This window comes from Paenibacillus sp. S29 (assembly GCF_049319765.1).
Taxonomy (GTDB): Bacteria; Bacillota; Bacilli; order Paenibacillales; family Paenibacillaceae; genus Paenibacillus; species Paenibacillus polymyxa_B.
In genome coordinates this window covers 356133-375210 of the sequence record NZ_JBMOUI010000002.1, presented here as the reverse complement: position 1 = coordinate 375210, position 19078 = coordinate 356133, and the positions used below count along the sequence as shown (strand labels likewise).

Below are 19078 nucleotides of genomic sequence, written 5' to 3'. Positions count from 1 at the left end.
AAATAACCAGCATAAAAAATTATGCTGGTAATAAAGCATTTTCACTAAATTGACATCTAAATTGGTCTCCAGACAGAGTTTCTTCCTTCATCAGGATGTCAAGTGAGTTGTCGAACACAGGACGATGCTTTTCCAGCAACTCCAAAGTTCGGGTGTGCAGGTCAGCCATAATCTCGCCATTTTCCCGCATAAGTTCTTCTTTGGTTACCATTTCCATGTTAATAATGCCAAGTGAAGTCAAACCGGAAGTCATCATCGTATGGACGATATTCAGCGCCTGCTCAAAATCATTACTTGAGCCGGTACTGCGACCGCCATAGTACATTTCTTCCGCCGTAGCCCCTGCGAGTGAGATCATGATCTGCTCCTCCAGGAACTGCTTGGTGTATAAATAATGCTCTTGCTGTGGATTGTGGCGCACATAGCCAAGCGCTTTCCCACGTGGGCTAAGTGCTACCTGGCTTACGCTACCGGGACGAACAATTTCGGCCATAATAGCATGTCCCAGTTCATGAATCGCTACACGTTTTTTCTCTTCCAACGTCGATTCTCGATCTGTCTTTTCACCCATCATTACTTTGTCAATTGCCATCGACAGATGCTTCTGCGCAATCATTTTCTGATCCTGTCTCATCGCATAGATTGCCGCTTCATTCATCACGCTCTCCAGCTGTGCGCCGGAAAACCCGTAAGATTCCTCAGCAATTTTGTCCAGATTCGCATCTTCCTGAATCGGTTTGTTTTTGGCATGAATTTTAAGAATATGAAGACGGCCCTTCTTGTCAGGCAAATCCACTTGAATATGACGGTCAAAACGTCCTGGACGCGTTAAGGCGCTGTCCAACATTTCTTTACGGTTTGTTGCTGCAATGATCAAAATCCGCGGTGTATCTGCCGAATAAATGCCATCCATTTCTGTCAGCAACTGATTCAAAGTCTGATCATATTCTCGTTGCTGTCCACCCTCACGTTTACCACCAATTACGTCGATCTCGTCAATAAAAATAATCGCATTTTCCTTCTTTTCCTTGGCTGCACGAGTACGTGCCTCCCTAAACAACTCACGGACACGACCCGCGCCAACACCAACGTACATTTCAACAAATTCACTACCTGAGGCTGCAACAAATACAGAATTAGTATAGTGTGCGGCTGCTTTCGCCATCAGTGTTTTCCCTGTTCCCGGAGGACCTGTGAGCAGAACACCTTTTAATGGACGGATACCAAACTTGGAAATTTCATCATGTCGATTCAAAAAGTCCAGGGCCTCACGCAACTCCTGTTTAGCGCTTTCCTGCCCACCGATTTCCTCAAAAGTCAGCTTGTCCGGACCATTTTTTTTGCGTTTACGTTCTTGCCCAGCACCTACGGCCAAGCCGCCACGCGCATGCATGAGCATTAACAAGCCGCTGAGCATCACGCCAGCAACTAGAAGAGGGATAATATTCACCCCAATAAAAACGAGAAATATAATAGTCACCGGCACTATGCCGATTAATGTTTCCTTGATCCATCTAGGCATTAGGCCATACCCCCATTTGCTGAGATTGACGTGGCAAAACGATAAACTTGGTCGCTTTACCTTCGCTGAGTCGGATATAGACATTGTTCGAATCCATGTCGGTATCAGCTTTGATACCCGTCTTTTTCTTTTTCATCTGCTCAACTGTAGATGAAATTTGAGTATACTTTTTATTTTCCATCGCTTCGGCTACAGGAAACATAGCCTCAGACCACCATTGATTCAGTGCTGAATTGGAACGATCTTCAATATCCAGCTTAATGGTACGGCTGCCAATGATGGTTTGTCCTTTTTGCTTAACCACATCGACTAATCCGGCCACATCCGCCTGTGGTTTGAGATCTAGTTTCAATACAACCTGATCCTGTTTAATATCTATTTGAGCGCTTGTCACGCCTGGATATTGAGAAACCAGTTTTTCCAGAGGACTTTGCATTGTAACCTGACGGTAAATGAACCATCCCCCAAATAGCAGCAAAGCTGCCAAAACTGCCGCCACAACGATAGGAACTGCACGCAATTTCAAACAACATCCTCCTCTCAAAATGTAAAACACAGAAGAAACGGGACGAATGTCAACAAACAACCAAATTGCATGATCTTACAGCGATCAGCAATTCTTTTTTCTATCATTTTTGTCTATCACTTATAAAATATAGTATATCATAACGTATATCTAATATCGAAGGCAATGTGTGGAGGAGTTGTGATGAGGCAAAATCTTTGGTTAAGGTGGAGGCGAGACGCTGAGCGTAGGATTTGATCTTACGATCGCTGTTGCCACCCGATTTTTCTCGATTATATTCTTACGGAGAAAATCCGGCGGCAAGGCGAACGCTCCGCTTCTCCAGATTCAAATCCTCCACTCCGTACTGTCCGCCATAAAGATGAATTTGCCCTAGGAGAGAAGATGGATAGGTAAAGATGCTTCACTGGTTTTCAGCCCATTATACGGCATAGCAAGACTAAAAGACGTAAATACGAATTTCATCGCATTTACGTCTTTTTCTTAAGCTTTCAATTATTTACTAGTCATTCATTCCACATCTGCTAATCCTCAACCAGCTAGTTATTGGGCAAAGTATATTTTACACCCGTCGCTACCCCATCTGAGAAACGATAAAAGCTGTAGTAATGATGACTTCCATCATCGTAAAACAACTGCCACACATATTCGCCATTGAACACACTCGGCTGAAGCCTTACAATTTTTACACCTGGAAGCTGCTGCTGAATTATTGCCGTCATTTTTTGCTCATCGACTCCATTCTTCAGCAGTTCGGTGTGAACACCGCTATTATCTGCGGCAGGTACGTTAGGTTGTCCTTCCACTTTTTGAAAAGGAACCCACACCATTATATTTTCATTCTGTGCATTTTTCCCTTGAACCACCCAATATACCTGATCCCACACAGACTTCCATGTTTGAGTCGTGCTAACCAGACCACCTGATTGCTTGGCCTTAATGATAGCGGCATTTTTCTCAGCCACCTGGTCTTGAGTAACATAGGAATAATACCAGAAAATGCTGACCAGGATCAGTATTACGGCCAAAATGGCGACCGCTATCCACTTTTTCTTATTTTTCAAACCCGTGCTTCCTCTCTAAGGGGATGTGACACCTGAATTAGCGCGACAGCAGCCCTTCAAAGGCGGCTTGTGCCTCATGTTTGATGCGTTCCTCGTCCATAGTCAGGCATTCGCCGTTTTTCACAACCTGACGACCGTCTACCCATACGTGAACCACGTCTTTGGCGCTTGCTGAGTATACCGCATGGGAAATAAGATCTGTACGCGGCAAGAAATGTGCCTGATTCAGATCCAGCGCGATAAAGTCAGCCTTGTTGCCTGCTGCCAACGCTCCTACTTCTTTTAAACCAATTGACTTTGCACCGTATTCTGTTGCCAGACGCAGCGCTTCACTCGCAGGAACTGCCGTAGGGTCACCAGATACACCCTTGTGAATAAGTGCTGCCAGACGCATTTCCTCGAACATATCCAGGTTATTATTACTGGCAGGACCATCCGTTCCGAGAGAAACGGTAACCCCTGCACGCAGCAATTCAGGCACTCTTGCCACACCACTTGCCAGCTTCAAGTTGCTACCTGGGTTGTGCGAAACCGCTACACCACGTTCAGCCAGTAAAGCTATTTCTTCGTCATTCAAATGAACGCCATGGGCAACAAGCGAAGGACGGGAGAAAAAGCCAAACTTATCCAAGTGTGCAACTGGACGCAAACCGTAGTCACGTACGTTTTGCTCCACTTCGGCGATCGTCTCAGACATGTGCGTATGCAGCGGCAAATCCAGATCATGCGCAGCTTGTACGAATTTTTCAATAAACGCAGGTGGACAGGTGTATGGCGCATGCGGTGACATCATCGTTGTAATACGCCCGTCTGCTTTACCATGCCAGTTACGCGCAAAAGTTACGGCCTCAGCCAGCTTGATTCGCTGTTCTTCCTCCGAACATAGTCCAATTGCTCCACGCATCAGACTTGCACGAATACCTGACTCTTCAGCCACACGAGCCACCTCATCCATATGATCGTACATGTCCAGGAAGGTCGTTGTTCCACCTTTCAGCATTTCCAGCACAGACAACGACGTACCCCAGTACACGTCCGTAGATGTAAACTTGGCTTCCATAGGCCACATTTTTTCCTGAAGCCATACTTGAAGTGCCAAGTCATCTCCATGCCCACGCAGCAGAGACATCGCCGCATGACCATGAGTATTAATCAGACCAGGTAAAAATAAAAGCCCCTTACCATCGATCGCTTCCGTCTCTTCCTCACCCGAAGGCAAAGTCTCGCCAATGTAAGTAATGCGGCTATCTTCCACAATCATAAAACCATGGATTACCCCAGCTTCTGGTCCATTTACGGCAAAAGAGCCGTTTTTAATCATCCATTTATTCACTGTCATATTGTGTTTCTTCCTTTCCGTCCTCCAAATAATAAGCGAGGCTAAGCAAATCAGTTGTAAAGTCTGTGGCATGAATCCGAATGTTGGCCGGTGCCTTGAGAGTAGTCGGTGCAAAGTTCAGGATCGCTCCAATTCCGCTCTCAATAAGCCTGTCAGCCACGTGCTGTGCTTCAAAATCAGGTACGGTAATAATCCCGATTCGAATGTTTTTTTCTCTCACAGTCGCTTCCAGTTCATCCATCGGTTGCACGACCAATGTATTGATCTTGGTCCCTACCTTATCCGGAAACGCATCAAATACCGCTACAATCTTCATATTGTCTTTTAAATAAGCGTTATAATTCGAAAGGGCTTGCCCCAGATTACCTGCTCCGACCAATACTACATTAATTTGCTGATCGATTTTCAGGATATGGCGTATTTTCTCAATTAGATAAGAAACATCATAACCGATACCCTTCCGACCAAAATCTCCAAAATAGGCGAGATCTTTACGGATTTGGGCCGGGTTCAAATCTAGCCTCTGTCCCAACTCTTGAGAAGAGACCGTAGCCACCTCCCGTTTGTGAAGTGCATTCAGATAACGTAAATATACGGGTAACCTCCGTACGACAGCCTCTGAAATTTTATCTGATTTCATACTTGCTCCCCCTAATTGTAACGAACATACTTAGTGTCCGTCCGTTATGCCTCGGTCTCCGGGGCGGATTGGAGCCATTCGGCGATGCGGGGCACCATTTGCTCCGATGGCATATGCTCCATTTTTGGTCCCGGTAACGAGTACAAAAAGTGCTTTCCGTAATAGGATTCGATCACACGCGTATCGTAAACGATAACGACCCCGTGGTCGCTCGCTGTACGAACCAACCGACCAAATCCCTGTTTGAAGCGAATGACCGCTTGTGGTACAGACAGCTTCATAAATGGATTCTTCTTCTGCTGCTGGAGCAGCTCGCTTTTTGCCTCCAGCAACGGGTGATTCGGCGGTTGAAATGGCAAGCGAACAATGGCCAGACAAGTCAGAGCCTTCCCCGGAATATCGACGCCTTCCCAGAAGCTGCTGGTTCCCAGCAATACAGAAGCTTTGGCTTCCTGAAAACGGCGGGTTAACTTGCTGCGACTCCCACTGTCCACACCTTGTCCCAGCACAGTAATTTCGCTGGATGCTAAGGCCTCTTTAAGCGGCTCATACACTTGCCGGAGCATCCGATAGGAAGTAAACAGAACGAGCATTCTCCCCCGCGTCGCCTGAGCAGTCGCTCCTAGAGAGCTAACGAGCATATCTACAAAGTGTGCATCTCCTACACTGCCCTTCACGCTTGGGAAATCCCGTGGAATGACCAGCAACACCTGATCCCTGTAATTAAAGGGTGACGGGAGCTGCGAAGTCATCAGCCGCTCTTGATCTGCGGCTTCCTGCAAGCCGAGCTGATCGATCATGTACTGAAACGACTTATCTACCGATAAGGTAGCAGACGTCAGAATAATGCTTCTTTTTTTGTCAAAAAACATTTCTTTCAACTGGCGGCTCACATCGACGGGCACCGCATAAAATTGTAATGATTTACTGCGGAATTGCCCACTCGCTTCGAGCCAGTATACGGTTGTTTCATCATCGAGTCGCATAAAAAAGCGCAAATTTTCTCGAATCCCCGCCAGATCCTTGAGCAGACCCGTGATATCTGTAATAAGGCTATCCGCCGCATAATCGTCATGTTCTTCCTTGACGTCCAGCATCAGCTTGTCGCCCTTGCGCAAAATTTCACTCATCGTTACATATAGCTGATTTTCCAAAGCCCCCGCCTGATCCCACTTTGCAGGCTTGGCTGAAGGTTTGAGACGGGAAGAAAACTGTCCTGTTTCACCCGGTGTCGCATCGCTTCGTTCTGGCAACATGCCAAACAGCTTGTCGCTTAGCAGGTCCCAAGTTTCCTTAACCTCTAACACGAGCGGATACATCTGATCGATGGTTGAGGCCCAATCCGTCGACTTCTCGTGCCCCGATTTCGCCAACTGTTGACGAAGTGAAGGCAGTTGTCCATTCTTGCTGTCTTTGAACAGTCGCGTCAGTGTATGCACGAGTGTGAAATATTTCATATGCATACCTAGGTGCTTACCAGCTACTTCCTCCAGGTGATGGGCTTCATCAATCACCAGATGTTCATAGCTCGGCAACAACTGGTGACTAGCTTTGACGTCTGTAAACAACTTAGAGTGATTCGTAATAACAACATCCGCTATCCCTGCTTCATGGCGTGCACGATGATAATAGCATTTGCGGAACCATGGGCAAGAACGACCAAGACAGGACTCTGAATCACTCGCCACCGTTTCCCAGAAATCTCCACCACGGTTGCTCAGATTCAGTTCTTCATCATCACCGGTTTCTGTTAGTGTCAACCAGACGATCATCTGAGCAGCTGTAATTAAATCTTCCTTCGGTGTCGCGAAGTCTCTTCTGTTTATTTTATGTTCAAACTTACGCAGACACAAATAATGTCCCCGACCCTTGAAAATAGCAGCCCGGAACGGAAACGGAATCACCTTGGTCAGCATCGGAATGTCGCGCTCGCGTAATTGCTCCTGCAGGTTGATCGTATGTGTACTTACCATAACTCTCTGTCCTTTTTTCACACTGTGATACAGCGATGGGAGCAAATAGCCGAGGGACTTCCCTGTTCCTGTACCTGCTTCGATCAGTAGGTGCTTGTCTTCACTCAGTGCCTGATTTACACCCTCAATCATCTGTATCTGCGCCTCGCGCTCCTCATATTGGCTCAAGGATGAACGCAAATTGTCCCGCACATCATCCATGTACTCCTCAAAGGAAACACCTGACAGTGGATTCGGGTCATCTTCTCTACGCGGAGCAGCTAGCTCCGTCCAATCTTCCACTTTTAGCGCAAGCTGACGAAAAAACTGATGTCCCTCCAGATCCTGAATAGGATCAAGCTCTTTCTCTTCACGCACCCCATCAAGAAACCATCCAAGGTCACTGTCTTCCTCTGCAAACAAATCGCTAAGCCGCTGTATCGTTATCAAAGGTAATGCTTGAAGCTCACCCAGACACTTTAAAAACACCTCAGCCGTAGCCAACGCGTCGCTGTCTGCTTGGTGAGGGCGATCATGCGCCAGCCCAAACTCAGAAGACACAAAACCCAACTGATACGAAGATAGCGATGGAAACATAATTTTCAGAAAATCCATTGTATCCAAGATTCTTCCGCTAAACGGCAAATAACCGCACCGATCCAGAGCGTTTTGCAAAAAATTAAAATCAAACGCCACATTATGACCGACCAGTACAACATCGTCCAGCATAGGCACGAGCTCCATCATCATTTCTTCAAGTGCAGGAGCATCCTTGACGTCATCGTCTGTAATTCCGGTCAATCCGGTGATAAAAGGGGGAATAGATCTGCCAGGGTTTACATAAGAGCCGTAAACACGGGAAATGCTGTTATCATGATCTATAATTGCAAGTCCGACTTGAATGATGTCATCCGCGGACTGGGTGCCTGTCGTTTCAAAATCCAATACCGCAAATTTCATTCGGGCTAATCCTTTCTTATGACACTTACAAAAATAATAACTCTGTATATTAGCATAGCAGAAGATCGCCTGTTTGGAAATTAAGACAGCCAAAAAAGACGATGCACACGCCGCCTGAGAGGTGGGCATGCATCGTCTTGCTCGGTGTCTGACAACTACATCCAGGTCATCATGGAGCTGTCGTATCGAAGCTTTTCGGTACCGGACAGACAGGCTTCCATATTGTGCAGCGGCTCGGGTAACGCAGGATCGAACTGATGTGCGAGAGCAAAACATTTTTGCGCCTCCTCTACGTCAGCCTGCTTTGCCAACAGACAGCCTAGCGCATTATAGATGACCGCCTTCAGTCCTGCCTGCTCAGTCAGGTCCAGCACCTTCTGAAAATGGCATACAGCCTCTGCTGGATCATCTAGTTGAAAATAGGCCATTCCCATATACATGCGACTCTGCCAGCTGTTCGGAAAATGCTGTAGTACCTGCTCAAATTGTTGGATCGCCTCAGGGTACATGAGTAATCGATAATACCCTTGCCCCCGATTAAAAGCTGGCAGCTCTTTTTCAGGCAGCTCCGTGTCAGACATATCGGTCTCCGCGGAAAACCCAGCCGCACGCAGGCAAACCATTTTTTCCTCAAAGGCCAGCCACTCATCCATAATTCCGTCACTCATTCTCCGCAGCAGACTCCAGTGCTGTAGCAGCTCCTGCCTGCGGGAGCCCTGGGCTGATGGGTAATGCTTCACGATATCATCTAACATGCTGTTCATTTCTGCGAATACATGCTGGAACATGTGCATCCCGCCCTTATGAAAGATGGATTAATACACTCACATTTTTCGCTTAAAAGACGGGTTTCATCCGCACTCCCATTCATTACATGATCGTCGCGTGTACTTCTTTGTTCATCGTTTGGGCTGGTTTATTATGTTCATCAACAAATACCACTGTTGGTTTGTATGTTTTGGCCTCTTCATTCGACATGGAAGCATAGGAAATAATAATGACTGTATCACCAGGCTGCACCAAACGGGCTGCCGCACCATTGAGACAGATTACGCCGCTCCCACGCGGTCCGGGGATAACATAGGTTTCCAGTCGAGCTCCATTGTTATTGTTTACAATTTGAACCTTTTCATTCTCCAACAAATCCGATGTCTCCATGAGATCTTCATCTATAGTGATACTCCCCACATAGTTCAGGTTAGCTTCCGTAACCGTAGCGCGGTGAATTTTGGATTTCATCATGGTTCTAAACATGGGAAAGCACCTCCGCCTTCTGTATTCTTATATTGTCAATCAGTCTGGTATTGCCAAATTTCACAGCCAGCGCTACGATGACGTCTTCCTGAACATCACATAGCCGCTGCTCGGGAAGAAGGGGCTCCAGACCGGGAAAAGTTAATATTTCAATGTAATCAATGTCTGCTAAAGGAGAGGAAGTAATGGTGGACTCCACCATTTGATGTAGCTGACGAATCGTAATTGTGTTTGTTACTATATCTTCGCTCACTTCTTGCACCTTACGCAGTGACTGAGACAGCACCAACGCCTGCTCGCGCTGTTCTGCACTTAAATACACATTACGGGAGCTGAGGGCCAAACCATCCGCCTCTCTGACGATGGGACAAGGTACGATAGTCACGTTCATATTGAGATCAGTCACCATCTGCTGGAGCACAGCAACCTGCTGCGCGTCCTTCATTCCAAAGAAAGCCAAATCAGGACCTATCATGTTAAAAAGCTTGGCTACCACCGTGGTCACACCATCAAAATGGCCGGGACGGGAAGCACCGCACAAACGATCTGTCAAAGCGGATACACGAATTTTGGTTCGGGTTGGTTGTGGATACATTTCTGCTACAGTTGGCAAAAAAACAATATCCACGTCTTCGCGCCGCGCTACCTCCAAATCACGAGCTTCATCGCGAGGATAACTGTCTAGATCTTCATTCGGTCCAAATTGAATCGGATTTACGAAAATGCTAAGCACCACCGTATCCGCCATTTCGCGCGCCTTGTGCATCAAGCTCGCATGCCCTTCATGCAGGTATCCCATTGTTGGTACAAAGCCGACTTTATGTTGCTGTAAAGAGGTAGAACCGTGTACCTTTTTTGTTCCGCTTGTCCCAAGCTGCCGACGTTCAGCAATAATCTTGCGCAGCTGAGCCACTTCTCTTACGATGATCATGATCGTGATTCCACCTTTTCCTTAGCTTGTTCCTGTGTCTGTCCTTTTGCCTTACCATACAGGGATTCCACAACTCGGTCATCCGCGCTGAACACATGCTCCGCGGCCGGAAATGCCCGCCCTTTTACATCACTCACATACTGCTCAATGCTGCTGCGGATCAAGCCGCCTACATCGGCATAGGTTTTAACAAAGCGTTTGCTGAAATAAGGCGATGCGTACTGAATCAGATCGTGATAAACGAGTACCTGACCGTCACATCCACGTCCAGCACCAATTCCAATGGTTGGAATGGAAAGCTCTTTAGAAATCGCTGCTGCCACTTCCTCAGTTACCAGTTCCAGTACAACGCCAAAAGCACCCGCCTGCTCCAGCGCCTTGGCGTCCGCCATTAACCGGCGTGCGTCCGCTTCGTCCTTGCCTTGAATGCGATAGCCGCCAATTTGATTAACCGATTGCGGAGTAAGCCCGATATGTCCCAATACAGGCACACCTGCCTGAACAGTTGCTTTTACAACATCAGCAATTTCAGCTCCGCCCTCCAATTTAACAGCATGCACATGTCCTTCCTGCATCAGACGGCGGATGCCCTGAAGACTTTCTGAAACGCTGCTGTGATATGTCATAAAAGGCATGTCCGCTACGATAAATGTATGTTCCGCGCCTCTTGCGACTGCCCGGGAATGGTACACGATATCATCCAAGGTTACAGGGATGGTTGAATCGTAACCAAGAACTACGTTACCCAGCGAGTCACCCACGAGAATCATGTCAATTCCTGCCTCCTCGGCTATTTTAGCCGATGGATAATCATAGGCGGTCAGCATACTGAGCGGAATGCCCTCTTGCTTCATTTTTTTCATTTTCACAATATTCAGTGCTTGTTTTCCTGCCATTGTAAATGGCTCCCTTCCATCTTTTTTTGGCACAAAAAATAACCTTTTATGAACGCCTGTACATCTGCGTCAACAAAAGGTCCGAACAGCCAAAAAAGACACTCATTTTGAGATCGTCCCTTCTGTCTCGGTCCTGTTCGGCTCAGAGCAGAATCCAACGTAACCTTCAAATGAAGTTATGATGGTCTTACAAACTTGCTAAAGTAGAGCATGTGCCCCTGGAGTGCAGCTCGGACCGTCCGATGCCGCCTCCTGCACAGTATAACAAAAAACATCAGCTTTTTCACGTGAAGTTTTGCACAGGGAATAGAACGATTTTGGTCGTTTTCATAGCTAGGGTTGCTTCTACAATTGTATATCCCCTGAAATGACCTGAATTCGCTCTCCCTGATCCGTTTCTACTACGAGTGCCCCGGAAGGGTCCAAGCCAACAGCTGTGCCTTCTACAGTTACCCCTTGTCCGGTATGTGCCCGTATGCTACGGTTCATAGTCACGGACAAAGCCTCCCACAGCATGGCTATAGGCTGAAACCCCTGCTCGGCATACAACTTACTTAGCTGTTCCATCTCTTCCAGCACTGAGGCGATCAGCACAGTACGGTCAATTTCACGCCCTGCTTCTATTTTCAAGGACGTTCCCACCTGCGATAACTCTTCCGGGTAATCTTCTTTATTTAAATTCACATCAATGCCAATCCCTGCAATACAGTATCGAACCCGTTGATCCTCTGTTGCAGATTCCAGCAGAATACCGGATACTTTGCGACCATGAATCAGCAGATCGTTTGGCCATTTGATACCAGCCTCCACACCCGTCAGCCGACGAATGGCCCTGCACACTGCTACACCTGTAAGTAGCGTTAGCTGGGGGGTAAAAGCCAAGGGCTGGGTAGGACGCAACACAATGCTCATCCAGACTCCTTTGCCACGAGGGGAATACCACTTCCGTCCCAAACGTCCCCGACCTGCCGTTTGTTCCTCTGCAAGCACTACTGTCCCCTCTGGCGCGCCCTCTTCTGCCAAGCGCATGGCATCTTGCTGAGTGGAAACCGTCGAATCCAGTACAACGATACGCTGGCCAAACGATTGAGTATTTAACATATCGGCCAATTTGGAGACTTGCAGCCGATCCGGTCGGGATATCAACCGATAGCCCCGACGCGAGGAGGCATCAATGTTGTAGCCCAACTCACGCAGTTTGTTGATCTGCTTCCATACTGCTGTTCGGCTAACCGAGAGGCGTCGGCTGATTTCCTCCCCTGATACGTAATCGGATGTACCTTCCTCCAGTATGCCTAACAATCTTTCATGATTATTCACTACTCATCACCCGTTTCGCTTCCTGAAGCAATGTTTCTGTTTCATTCGGAATATCTCCGCAGGCAACAGCTTGTAAAAGCTGTTCCATCATCTGACCCAGCCAAGGTCCGCCTGGTCGATTTATCGCCTGAACCAGTTCATTTCCTGTAATATTTAAATCTTTGATATGAACGACTACAGCCTGCTTTGTCCACGAGCTTGCCAGTTCGGCTGTTTTCGCCACATGCTTTTCTACCCACGGCGGTAATCCGCGGAATGAAGCAGGCAGTGTCTTGTAAAGATCAAGCCAGTCTGAAGCTGTATCTTTTCCCAGTCTAATTAGCAGACGAATCCAGCTACGACGCAGTGCCTCATCGTTGACAATGCCAGACTCCCCGGGATCGGAATCGCCAGCTATGGCACCAGCACTGTAGATTAATTCGGTCTCCCATTCCAGCAGATGAACCAGCCGAAGTCGTACCGCGTTGGAAAAGGTCCAAGCTCTTAGTAGCTCGTCCGCTGCCTCTGAGGTAAGTCTACAAGACATTAAGAGCAGGCCCCACCGCAGTTCTTCTTGCAGTTGAACGATCCCCTTGAGCGCCCATGCTTCACATTGTTCCCAAGGAACCGGAACCTTCGTACAACCGAGCAATCCGCTACGGCTCAGCATCTCCAACCCACGTAAAGGGTCAGGGCCCGCTAGCATCTTTTCCAGCTCGACCCGCACACGTTCCATGGCTATGTAACGAAGTCCCTCTTTGCGCCGAATCATGCCTTTCCAGGTGTTGTAAGCAACACGGAACCGAAACACAGAGGCAAAACGGATGCAACGCAGCATTCGTAATCCGTCCTCTTCAAAACGTTCCTCGGCTCGGCCTACACAACGAACGAGAGCGGCTCGTAAATCGGCTTCTCCTCCAAATGGGTCCACATGCTCTCCGTGTTCTGCCATCGCAATCGCATTCATAGTAAAATCCCGTCGCATCAGATCCTCACGGATATCCTTCACGAAGGCAACTTCCGTTGGACGGCGGTGATCGGCATAACCACTTTCTGTTCGAAAAGTGGTTACCTCGAACGCATGGCCACCCTGCATGACTGTAACCGTCCCATGCTGAATTCCTGTCGGAATGACGTGAGGGAATAGCGCTATGACCTGTTCAGGCTCAGCCGAAGTAGTCAAATCCATATCATGAATGGCTCTTCCTAATAGCTCATCCCGCACACAGCCACCGACCCAGTAGGCTTCGTGGCCTGCTGCGGTTAGTGTATGTATGACCTCTCTTCCATGAAATGCCATCTCTTGGTCAGCATATTGCCAAGTATTTGTATTCATAGGGTTTCCCCCTTTGCAAGTATTCAATATAAAAAACGGACGCGAGTCCGCCCTCTTAAACGCTGATCGGTTTAAGATCCGGCACCTCGCGTCCCAGCACACGGTAATATATCTCTTCATATTGACGGGTAATCAGCTCATCACAAAAAACGGTACGGGCGCGGGTCAGACACGCTTCACGGAAACGTTCCGCCATCGCTTCATCGGACAACAGCTCTACTGCATAATCAGCCATTGCCTCAGTATTACCGATTTCAGCAAGATACCCCGTACTTCCATGCACAACGAGTTCAGGTACTCCCCCTGCCTGAGAACCGATGGTCGGCACTCCACAGGCCATTGCTTCCAGTGCAACCAGACCAAAACTTTCTTTTTCCGAGGGAAGCAGCAGCACATCCGCCATAGAAATCACTTCTGCGATCTGATCCTGCTTACCTAAAAAGAAGACCTTATCTTGCAGACCTAGATTCTCGATTTTGCAACGGATTTTTGGAAGATCCGGTCCTTCTCCCACCAACAGCAGCTTCGCAGGTACTTTACGTTGCACTTTTTCAAATATATCCAGCACATCTCCCACCCTTTTGACAGGACGGAAATTGGAAATATGCATCATTATTTTTTCATGCGGTTGGGCAAAATCTCTTCTAAGCGCCGCGGCATCTCGTGGATAATATACCCGTTTATCTACAAAATTGTAGGTTAAATCAATAGGTCGTGTAATTTCCAACGCATCTATCGTCTCCCGAATCAAATCCTTGGAAACCGCTGTCACAGCGTCACTTTTGTTAATAGCCAGCCGAATCAGGTCCTTCAACGACTCATCCTGTGCCAACACTGTAATGTCCGTACCGTGCAAGGTGGTTACCACCTTCAGATGATCACCCACCATTTCCTTTGCCAAGTAAGCGCATACTGCATGGGGTACCGCATAATGAACATGGAGTACGTCCAAATTCTTCATTTGTGCGACTTGGGCCATTTTGGTCGCCAGTGACAAATCATAGGGTGGATATCTAAACACGTAATAATCGTTAACTTCAACCTCATGATAAAAAATATTTTTCTGAAACGCCCCGCCTAATCTGAACGGAATGCTATTGGCAATGAAATGGACCTCATGCCCTTTTTCTGCCAGCAACTTACCCAACTCAGTAGCCACTACCCCGGAGCCACCCAACGACGGATAACAGGTAATTCCAATTTTCAATTTGTCATTCAAGCTAAGCTGCCTCCTTCCGCTCATCAGTGATAACTTTCCTGCCGATTTATTTTAACATTCTGCAAAATGCTCAAGTATAGAATTCTTATGTGAATAGCTTAACCAGATATGGCGTTTTGGACGCAAAGCCTTCTGCATACGAAATCAGTTTGCGTTGACCCAACAACGAGTCGCGAGCTTTTACGCGTTCCACATATCCCTGATTTAAGGGTGTGGATACTGTATCCTTTCCAGGTGCTGCCTGAAATTGCGAAGCATAACTCAACAAAGACCGTTCTTTGGCTTCATAATGCTCGGTGATATCCACAATCAAATCCGTTCTGCCAATATCATTAATAAAATAAAAATATAATTGCTCTACCTGTACCGCAGGATTTTCTGGCATAAAACGTCGCAACTTGGCGTTAAATACCGCTTCCTCCACTAATTTACTGCACATGACATGGTCTGGATGCCGATCCTCCCAATAAGGAGCAAATACGACTTTCGGTGCATGGCGCCGTATTTCTGCTGTAACTGCAGCTACATGTTCTGGAGTTACATATAATCCACGATCCGGCAGACCTAGATTCGTCCGCACGGCAAGTCCGAGTACTTTTGCAGCGTGTTCTGCCTCTGCCATACGAGTATCCACATCACCATTAGATGACATTTCAGCCCGCGTCAAATCGCAAACGCCCACCTTTAAACCAGCGGCTGTATGCTTGGCAATCGTGCCTCCCATTCCTATTTCTGCATCGTCGGCATGGGCTCCGAAAATCAAGATGTCCAGTGTCATTTTATATCACCTTGCTGGTCAATCCCCGGTTTATATTTATGTACCAGCTCACGCCAAGCAAAATCGCCACGGTCTAGCGCCTTAACCAGTATTTCAGCAGTTGCAACGTTGGTTGCCAGAGGAATCCCTTGTACATCACACAGACGTAACAGGGCGCTAATATCCGGCTCATGTGGCTGGGCCATAAGCGGATCACGCAAGAATATAATCAAGTCCATGTCATTTTGTGCAACCATAGCCCCGATTTGCTGATCTCCTCCAAGCGGCCCGGACATGAAACGGTGAATTTGAAGCTTGGTTTGCTCCATAATGCGCAGACCTGTTGTACCTGTTGAAAATAACTGGTGATCTGTAAAAACATGCTCATAGGCCGTTATGAAATTTACCATTTCATCCTTTTTTCGGTCATGCGCTATAAATGCAATCTTTAACATTCAAAGTTCCTCCTGCCTCATTCTATAATTTCGTTCGTCAAATCATTCGCGTATTCTTAATCGATGTAATGCTCAAATCCATACACAAGCCCTGGCTGCTCCATGACCTTCTGAATACCGATTTTAACACCCGGCATATAGCCCGCTCGTTCATAAGAATCCTGACGAATTTTCAGAGATTGTCCAAACCCTCCGAAGATTACTTCTTGCTGTGCGAACACACCGGGAAGACGGACACTGTGAACACGGAACCCTTGATAGTACCCCCCCCGTGATCCTTCTAACGTTTCTTCCTCTTCCGGGTTACCCTGTCGTAGCTCTTCACGCTGTTCGGCGATCAACTCTGCGGTCTTAATGGCTGTGCCCGATGGCGCGTCCAATTTTTGGTCACCATGATATTCGATGATTTCCAGATGTGGGAAGTATTTCGCTGCCTGAGCCGCGAACCGCATCATCAAAATGACTCCAATCGAAAAGTTCGGCGCGATCAGACCACCAATTTGCTGCTCACGACACTGCTTGTCCAGTTCATTAATCTGTTCGGGGGTAAACCCTGTCGTTCCGATAACCGGACGTACTCCATACTTGATAGCAAGCGCTGTATGTGCGTACGCAAAACGCGGCCCCGTAAAATCGACCATGACATCCGCTCGACTATCCAGTAAAGCCTGCTCCACGTCCTCCACAATAGCGATACCCGCTTCCGGTAATCCGACGAGAAGGCCGGCATCACTGCCGGCATGTGTTCTGTTCACTGCGGCCACAAGCTGTAGTTCCTCATCCTGAAGAACCAATTTGACAACTTCACGGCCCATACGCCCTGCTGCTCCTACAACAGCCACTTTTATTGGTTCTGACATATCCCTACAACTCCTTATGCATCCATTTGTGTTAGATCTGTTCATTCATCTGCTGGCATAACTTCTTCATGAGGTTGGCAAGCTGCACATTGTGAGGAAACAGTGCAGCCGCCTCGCGAGCAGCCTGCACAGCTAGCTTATACTCATTCAATTCATCATAAATCAATGCGAGCAGCAAAAAAGCATCCCCACATAACGGATCGAGGGCTATTGCTCGTTCCAATAGCAAAATCGCATCCTGACGCACCTGTGGCGTAGCTCTGTCGACATCCAGCATTTTTCTGGCCTTCTCCGTATGCTGCCTGGCTTCCTGCGCATGCAGATGGAGAACATATTCATCCTGCTGTGGAGCGAGACGAACCGCATGCTCTGCATATGCGAGAGCCTGCTCCAAACGACCACTACGAGCATAGGTAACCGAGCACCGGAAATAATGCTCCGCATGATCAGGCTGGGCTGAAATTGCTTTTTCAAACCATTCCACGGCCTGCTCAAAATCGTTCTGCAAAATGCACTGATAAGCTTTCTGAACGTATTCCTCCGCCTTCATGACACTGCACCTCCGGGTAACCGGTTTGGTACAGCATATGTACAAAACGCCTAATCGGTGTCCTTTTTGGTCCAGCGATTCGCGTCACGCGTGTTAAATTTTTGCATGACCTTATCATGAGCCTCGGTCAAATTTATACCTAGCGAGTTCGCAAAGCAAACTGTGATGAACAAAATGTCTCCCAGCTCCAGCTCAATCGAATTGTCCGCCTCATCCGTTTTTTTCGGTTTCTCGCCAAAGGAGTGATTGACTTCCCTCGCCAGTTCCCCGACTTCCTCAGACATCCGGGCCAACATCGCCAAAGGACTAAAATACCCTTCCTTAAATTGAGATATATACTGGTCTACCTCACGTTGAATTTCATCTAATGATTTTTCCATGAAACACGCAATCCCCCCATGTGCAGGTTTATTCATATGTTATCGTAAAGCACATTTTAAAACAAATTTTTTTTAATTGTGTACTTATGATCCCAACTTACAGTCATCAGTCTTTTAAAGCTACCGTAAAAAGGTATACTACATATAAGGAACTGCGATTTAGCAAAATCATCATGATGTCGTTCTTCCTTAAACTGCTACTGCGAGGGATCATATGAAGATATCCAAGTCCATGGAACAGCTTAAACTGATTTTACCCATTGTGCTCGGGACCGCCATCTATGCATTCGGTCTGCTTTATTTTATAATACCCAGTAAACTGATGGAAGGTGGTATTACAGGGATCACCCTGCTGCTCAATTATGCTTTTTCGATTTCACCCTCTCTCTCCACATTGCTGCTGAACATTCCTTTATTTTTAATTGGGTGGAAAATGCTTGGGGGCAAGCAAATTCTATATACAGGAGTAGGTATCGGGTCGCTCACTTTTTTTCTGTGGTTGTATGAAAAAATGATTCATTTCGGATGGATGGGAACATTTCAAACTGAACACGATTTTATACTTTCTTCATTATATGCGGGGGTTACGCTTGGGGCCGGATTAGGTATTGTGTTCCGCTTTGGCGGCACCACGGGCGGCTCGGATATAATCGCTCGTATTCTAAACCGGAAGTTTGGCTGGAGTATGGGAAGGATTCTGCTGGTCATTGATATCGTCATTATCGGTGCTTCACTACTTTACATACCAAAAGAAAAAATTCTATATACATTAGTCGCCGTGTTCATCGCGTCCAAAATTATTGATTTTATACAAGAAGGGGCCTATTCTGCCAAAGCCTTTATGATTATCAGCGACCACACGATGGACATTGCGGATATTATTATTAGGGACATGGATCGCGGAGTTACTATTATTCCGGCTGTAGGTGCATTTTCCAAGCAGGCCAAGCATGTTGCCTATTGTGTCGTGCCTCGTCAGGAAATACGACGTTTGCACCAAATTGTTAAATCGGTTGACCCACAGGCGTTTATTATCATACAGGATGTGCATGATGTACATGGGGAGGGGTTCAAAGAGGAATAGCCCGGAAACCCGGGCGATGGGCTAACCTATATGGATGGCTCAGCAGCCAACGAC

General features: G+C 47.3%; 19 protein-coding genes. 1 reads left to right on the top strand and 18 read right to left on the bottom strand.

Annotated features, from left to right (window positions below; translation table 11 throughout):
- Nucleotides 1-19: 19 nt before the first annotated feature.
- From ACL9RM_RS04780 to ACL9RM_RS04695, 18 genes are all read right to left on the bottom strand, one after another.
- Nucleotides 20-1522: an AAA family ATPase gene (locus ACL9RM_RS04780; RefSeq protein WP_069289810.1), complete on the bottom strand. Its 1503-nt coding sequence runs from the start codon at nucleotides 1520-1522 to the stop codon at nucleotides 20-22.
- Nucleotides 1515-2048, bottom strand: coding sequence for a hypothetical protein (locus tag ACL9RM_RS04775; protein ID WP_061829183.1), 534 nt, complete (start codon nucleotides 2046-2048; stop codon nucleotides 1515-1517). The genes ACL9RM_RS04780 and ACL9RM_RS04775 overlap by 8 nt, the downstream gene beginning before the upstream one ends.
- 539 nt (nucleotides 2049-2587) lie before the next feature.
- Nucleotides 2588-3112, bottom strand: a complete 525-nt coding sequence (locus tag ACL9RM_RS04770) for a DUF5590 domain-containing protein (RefSeq protein ID WP_165177181.1) — start codon at nucleotides 3110-3112, stop codon at nucleotides 2588-2590.
- A gap of 37 nt (nucleotides 3113-3149) precedes the next feature.
- Complete coding sequence (locus ACL9RM_RS04765; RefSeq protein WP_250261120.1) at nucleotides 3150-4451, bottom strand: amidohydrolase; 1302 nt, start codon at nucleotides 4449-4451, stop codon at nucleotides 3150-3152.
- Nucleotides 4438-5091, bottom strand: a complete 654-nt coding sequence (locus ACL9RM_RS04760) for a redox-sensing transcriptional repressor Rex (protein WP_023989135.1) — start codon at nucleotides 5089-5091, stop codon at nucleotides 4438-4440. The genes ACL9RM_RS04765 and ACL9RM_RS04760 overlap by 14 nt, the downstream gene beginning before the upstream one ends.
- A gap of 44 nt (nucleotides 5092-5135) precedes the next feature.
- Nucleotides 5136-8003, bottom strand: coding sequence for an ATP-dependent DNA helicase DinG (gene dinG, locus ACL9RM_RS04755; RefSeq protein WP_061829187.1), 2868 nt, complete (start codon nucleotides 8001-8003; stop codon nucleotides 5136-5138).
- 155 nt (nucleotides 8004-8158) lie between these two features.
- Entirely contained in the window at nucleotides 8159-8791 is a 633-nt protein-coding gene (locus ACL9RM_RS04750; protein ID WP_061829188.1) for a tetratricopeptide repeat protein, read from the bottom strand.
- 82 nt (nucleotides 8792-8873) lie between these two features.
- Nucleotides 8874-9257, bottom strand: a complete 384-nt coding sequence (gene panD / locus ACL9RM_RS04745) for an aspartate 1-decarboxylase (protein ID WP_013371641.1) — start codon at nucleotides 9255-9257, stop codon at nucleotides 8874-8876.
- Nucleotides 9250-10188, bottom strand: coding sequence for a pantoate--beta-alanine ligase (gene panC, locus ACL9RM_RS04740; RefSeq protein WP_250261119.1), 939 nt, complete (start codon nucleotides 10186-10188; stop codon nucleotides 9250-9252). The genes panD and panC overlap by 8 nt, the downstream gene beginning before the upstream one ends.
- Nucleotides 10185-11084, bottom strand: coding sequence for a 3-methyl-2-oxobutanoate hydroxymethyltransferase (gene panB / locus ACL9RM_RS04735; RefSeq protein ID WP_250261118.1), 900 nt, complete (start codon nucleotides 11082-11084; stop codon nucleotides 10185-10187). Before panB ends, panC begins: the two co-directional genes overlap by 4 nt.
- A 345-nt stretch (nucleotides 11085-11429) precedes the next feature.
- Nucleotides 11430-12404 (bottom strand): biotin--[acetyl-CoA-carboxylase] ligase, encoded by a 975-nt coding sequence (locus ACL9RM_RS04730; RefSeq protein ID WP_250261117.1) that lies wholly within the window; start codon nucleotides 12402-12404, stop codon nucleotides 11430-11432.
- On the bottom strand, nucleotides 12397-13719 hold the full coding sequence (locus ACL9RM_RS04725; protein WP_250268697.1) for a CCA tRNA nucleotidyltransferase: 1323 nt from the start codon (nucleotides 13717-13719) through the stop codon (nucleotides 12397-12399). The genes ACL9RM_RS04730 and ACL9RM_RS04725 overlap by 8 nt, the downstream gene beginning before the upstream one ends.
- Before the next feature lie 55 nt (nucleotides 13720-13774).
- Nucleotides 13775-14938: an N-acetyl-alpha-D-glucosaminyl L-malate synthase BshA gene (gene bshA / locus ACL9RM_RS04720; protein WP_061829193.1), complete on the bottom strand. Its 1164-nt coding sequence runs from the start codon at nucleotides 14936-14938 to the stop codon at nucleotides 13775-13777.
- An 85-nt stretch (nucleotides 14939-15023) separates the two neighbouring features.
- Entirely contained in the window at nucleotides 15024-15716 is a 693-nt protein-coding gene (bshB1, locus tag ACL9RM_RS04715) for a bacillithiol biosynthesis deacetylase BshB1 (RefSeq protein WP_061829194.1), read from the bottom strand.
- Nucleotides 15713-16150 carry a methylglyoxal synthase gene (gene mgsA / locus ACL9RM_RS04710; RefSeq protein ID WP_013310694.1) on the bottom strand — a complete coding sequence of 146 codons (438 nt, stop codon included), beginning with the start codon at nucleotides 16148-16150 and terminating at the stop codon, nucleotides 15713-15715. The genes bshB1 and mgsA overlap by 4 nt, the downstream gene beginning before the upstream one ends.
- 56 nt (nucleotides 16151-16206) lie before the next feature.
- Nucleotides 16207-17010, bottom strand: a complete 804-nt coding sequence (gene dapB / locus ACL9RM_RS04705) for a 4-hydroxy-tetrahydrodipicolinate reductase (RefSeq protein ID WP_069289816.1) — start codon at nucleotides 17008-17010, stop codon at nucleotides 16207-16209.
- A gap of 31 nt (nucleotides 17011-17041) precedes the next feature.
- Nucleotides 17042-17560: a tetratricopeptide repeat protein gene (locus ACL9RM_RS04700; RefSeq protein WP_013310696.1), complete on the bottom strand. Its 519-nt coding sequence runs from the start codon at nucleotides 17558-17560 to the stop codon at nucleotides 17042-17044.
- A 50-nt stretch (nucleotides 17561-17610) separates the two neighbouring features.
- Nucleotides 17611-17940, bottom strand: a complete 330-nt coding sequence (locus ACL9RM_RS04695; RefSeq protein WP_023989148.1) for a nucleotide pyrophosphohydrolase — start codon at nucleotides 17938-17940, stop codon at nucleotides 17611-17613.
- 214 nt (nucleotides 17941-18154) lie between these two features.
- Here ACL9RM_RS04695 and ACL9RM_RS04690 point away from each other — a divergent pair, with 214 nt between their 5' ends.
- The gene (locus tag ACL9RM_RS04690) at nucleotides 18155-19024 is read left to right on the top strand and encodes a YitT family protein (RefSeq protein WP_250261115.1); all 870 of its coding nucleotides are present in this window, start codon (nucleotides 18155-18157) and stop codon (nucleotides 19022-19024) included.
- Nucleotides 19025-19078 lie beyond the last annotated feature (54 nt).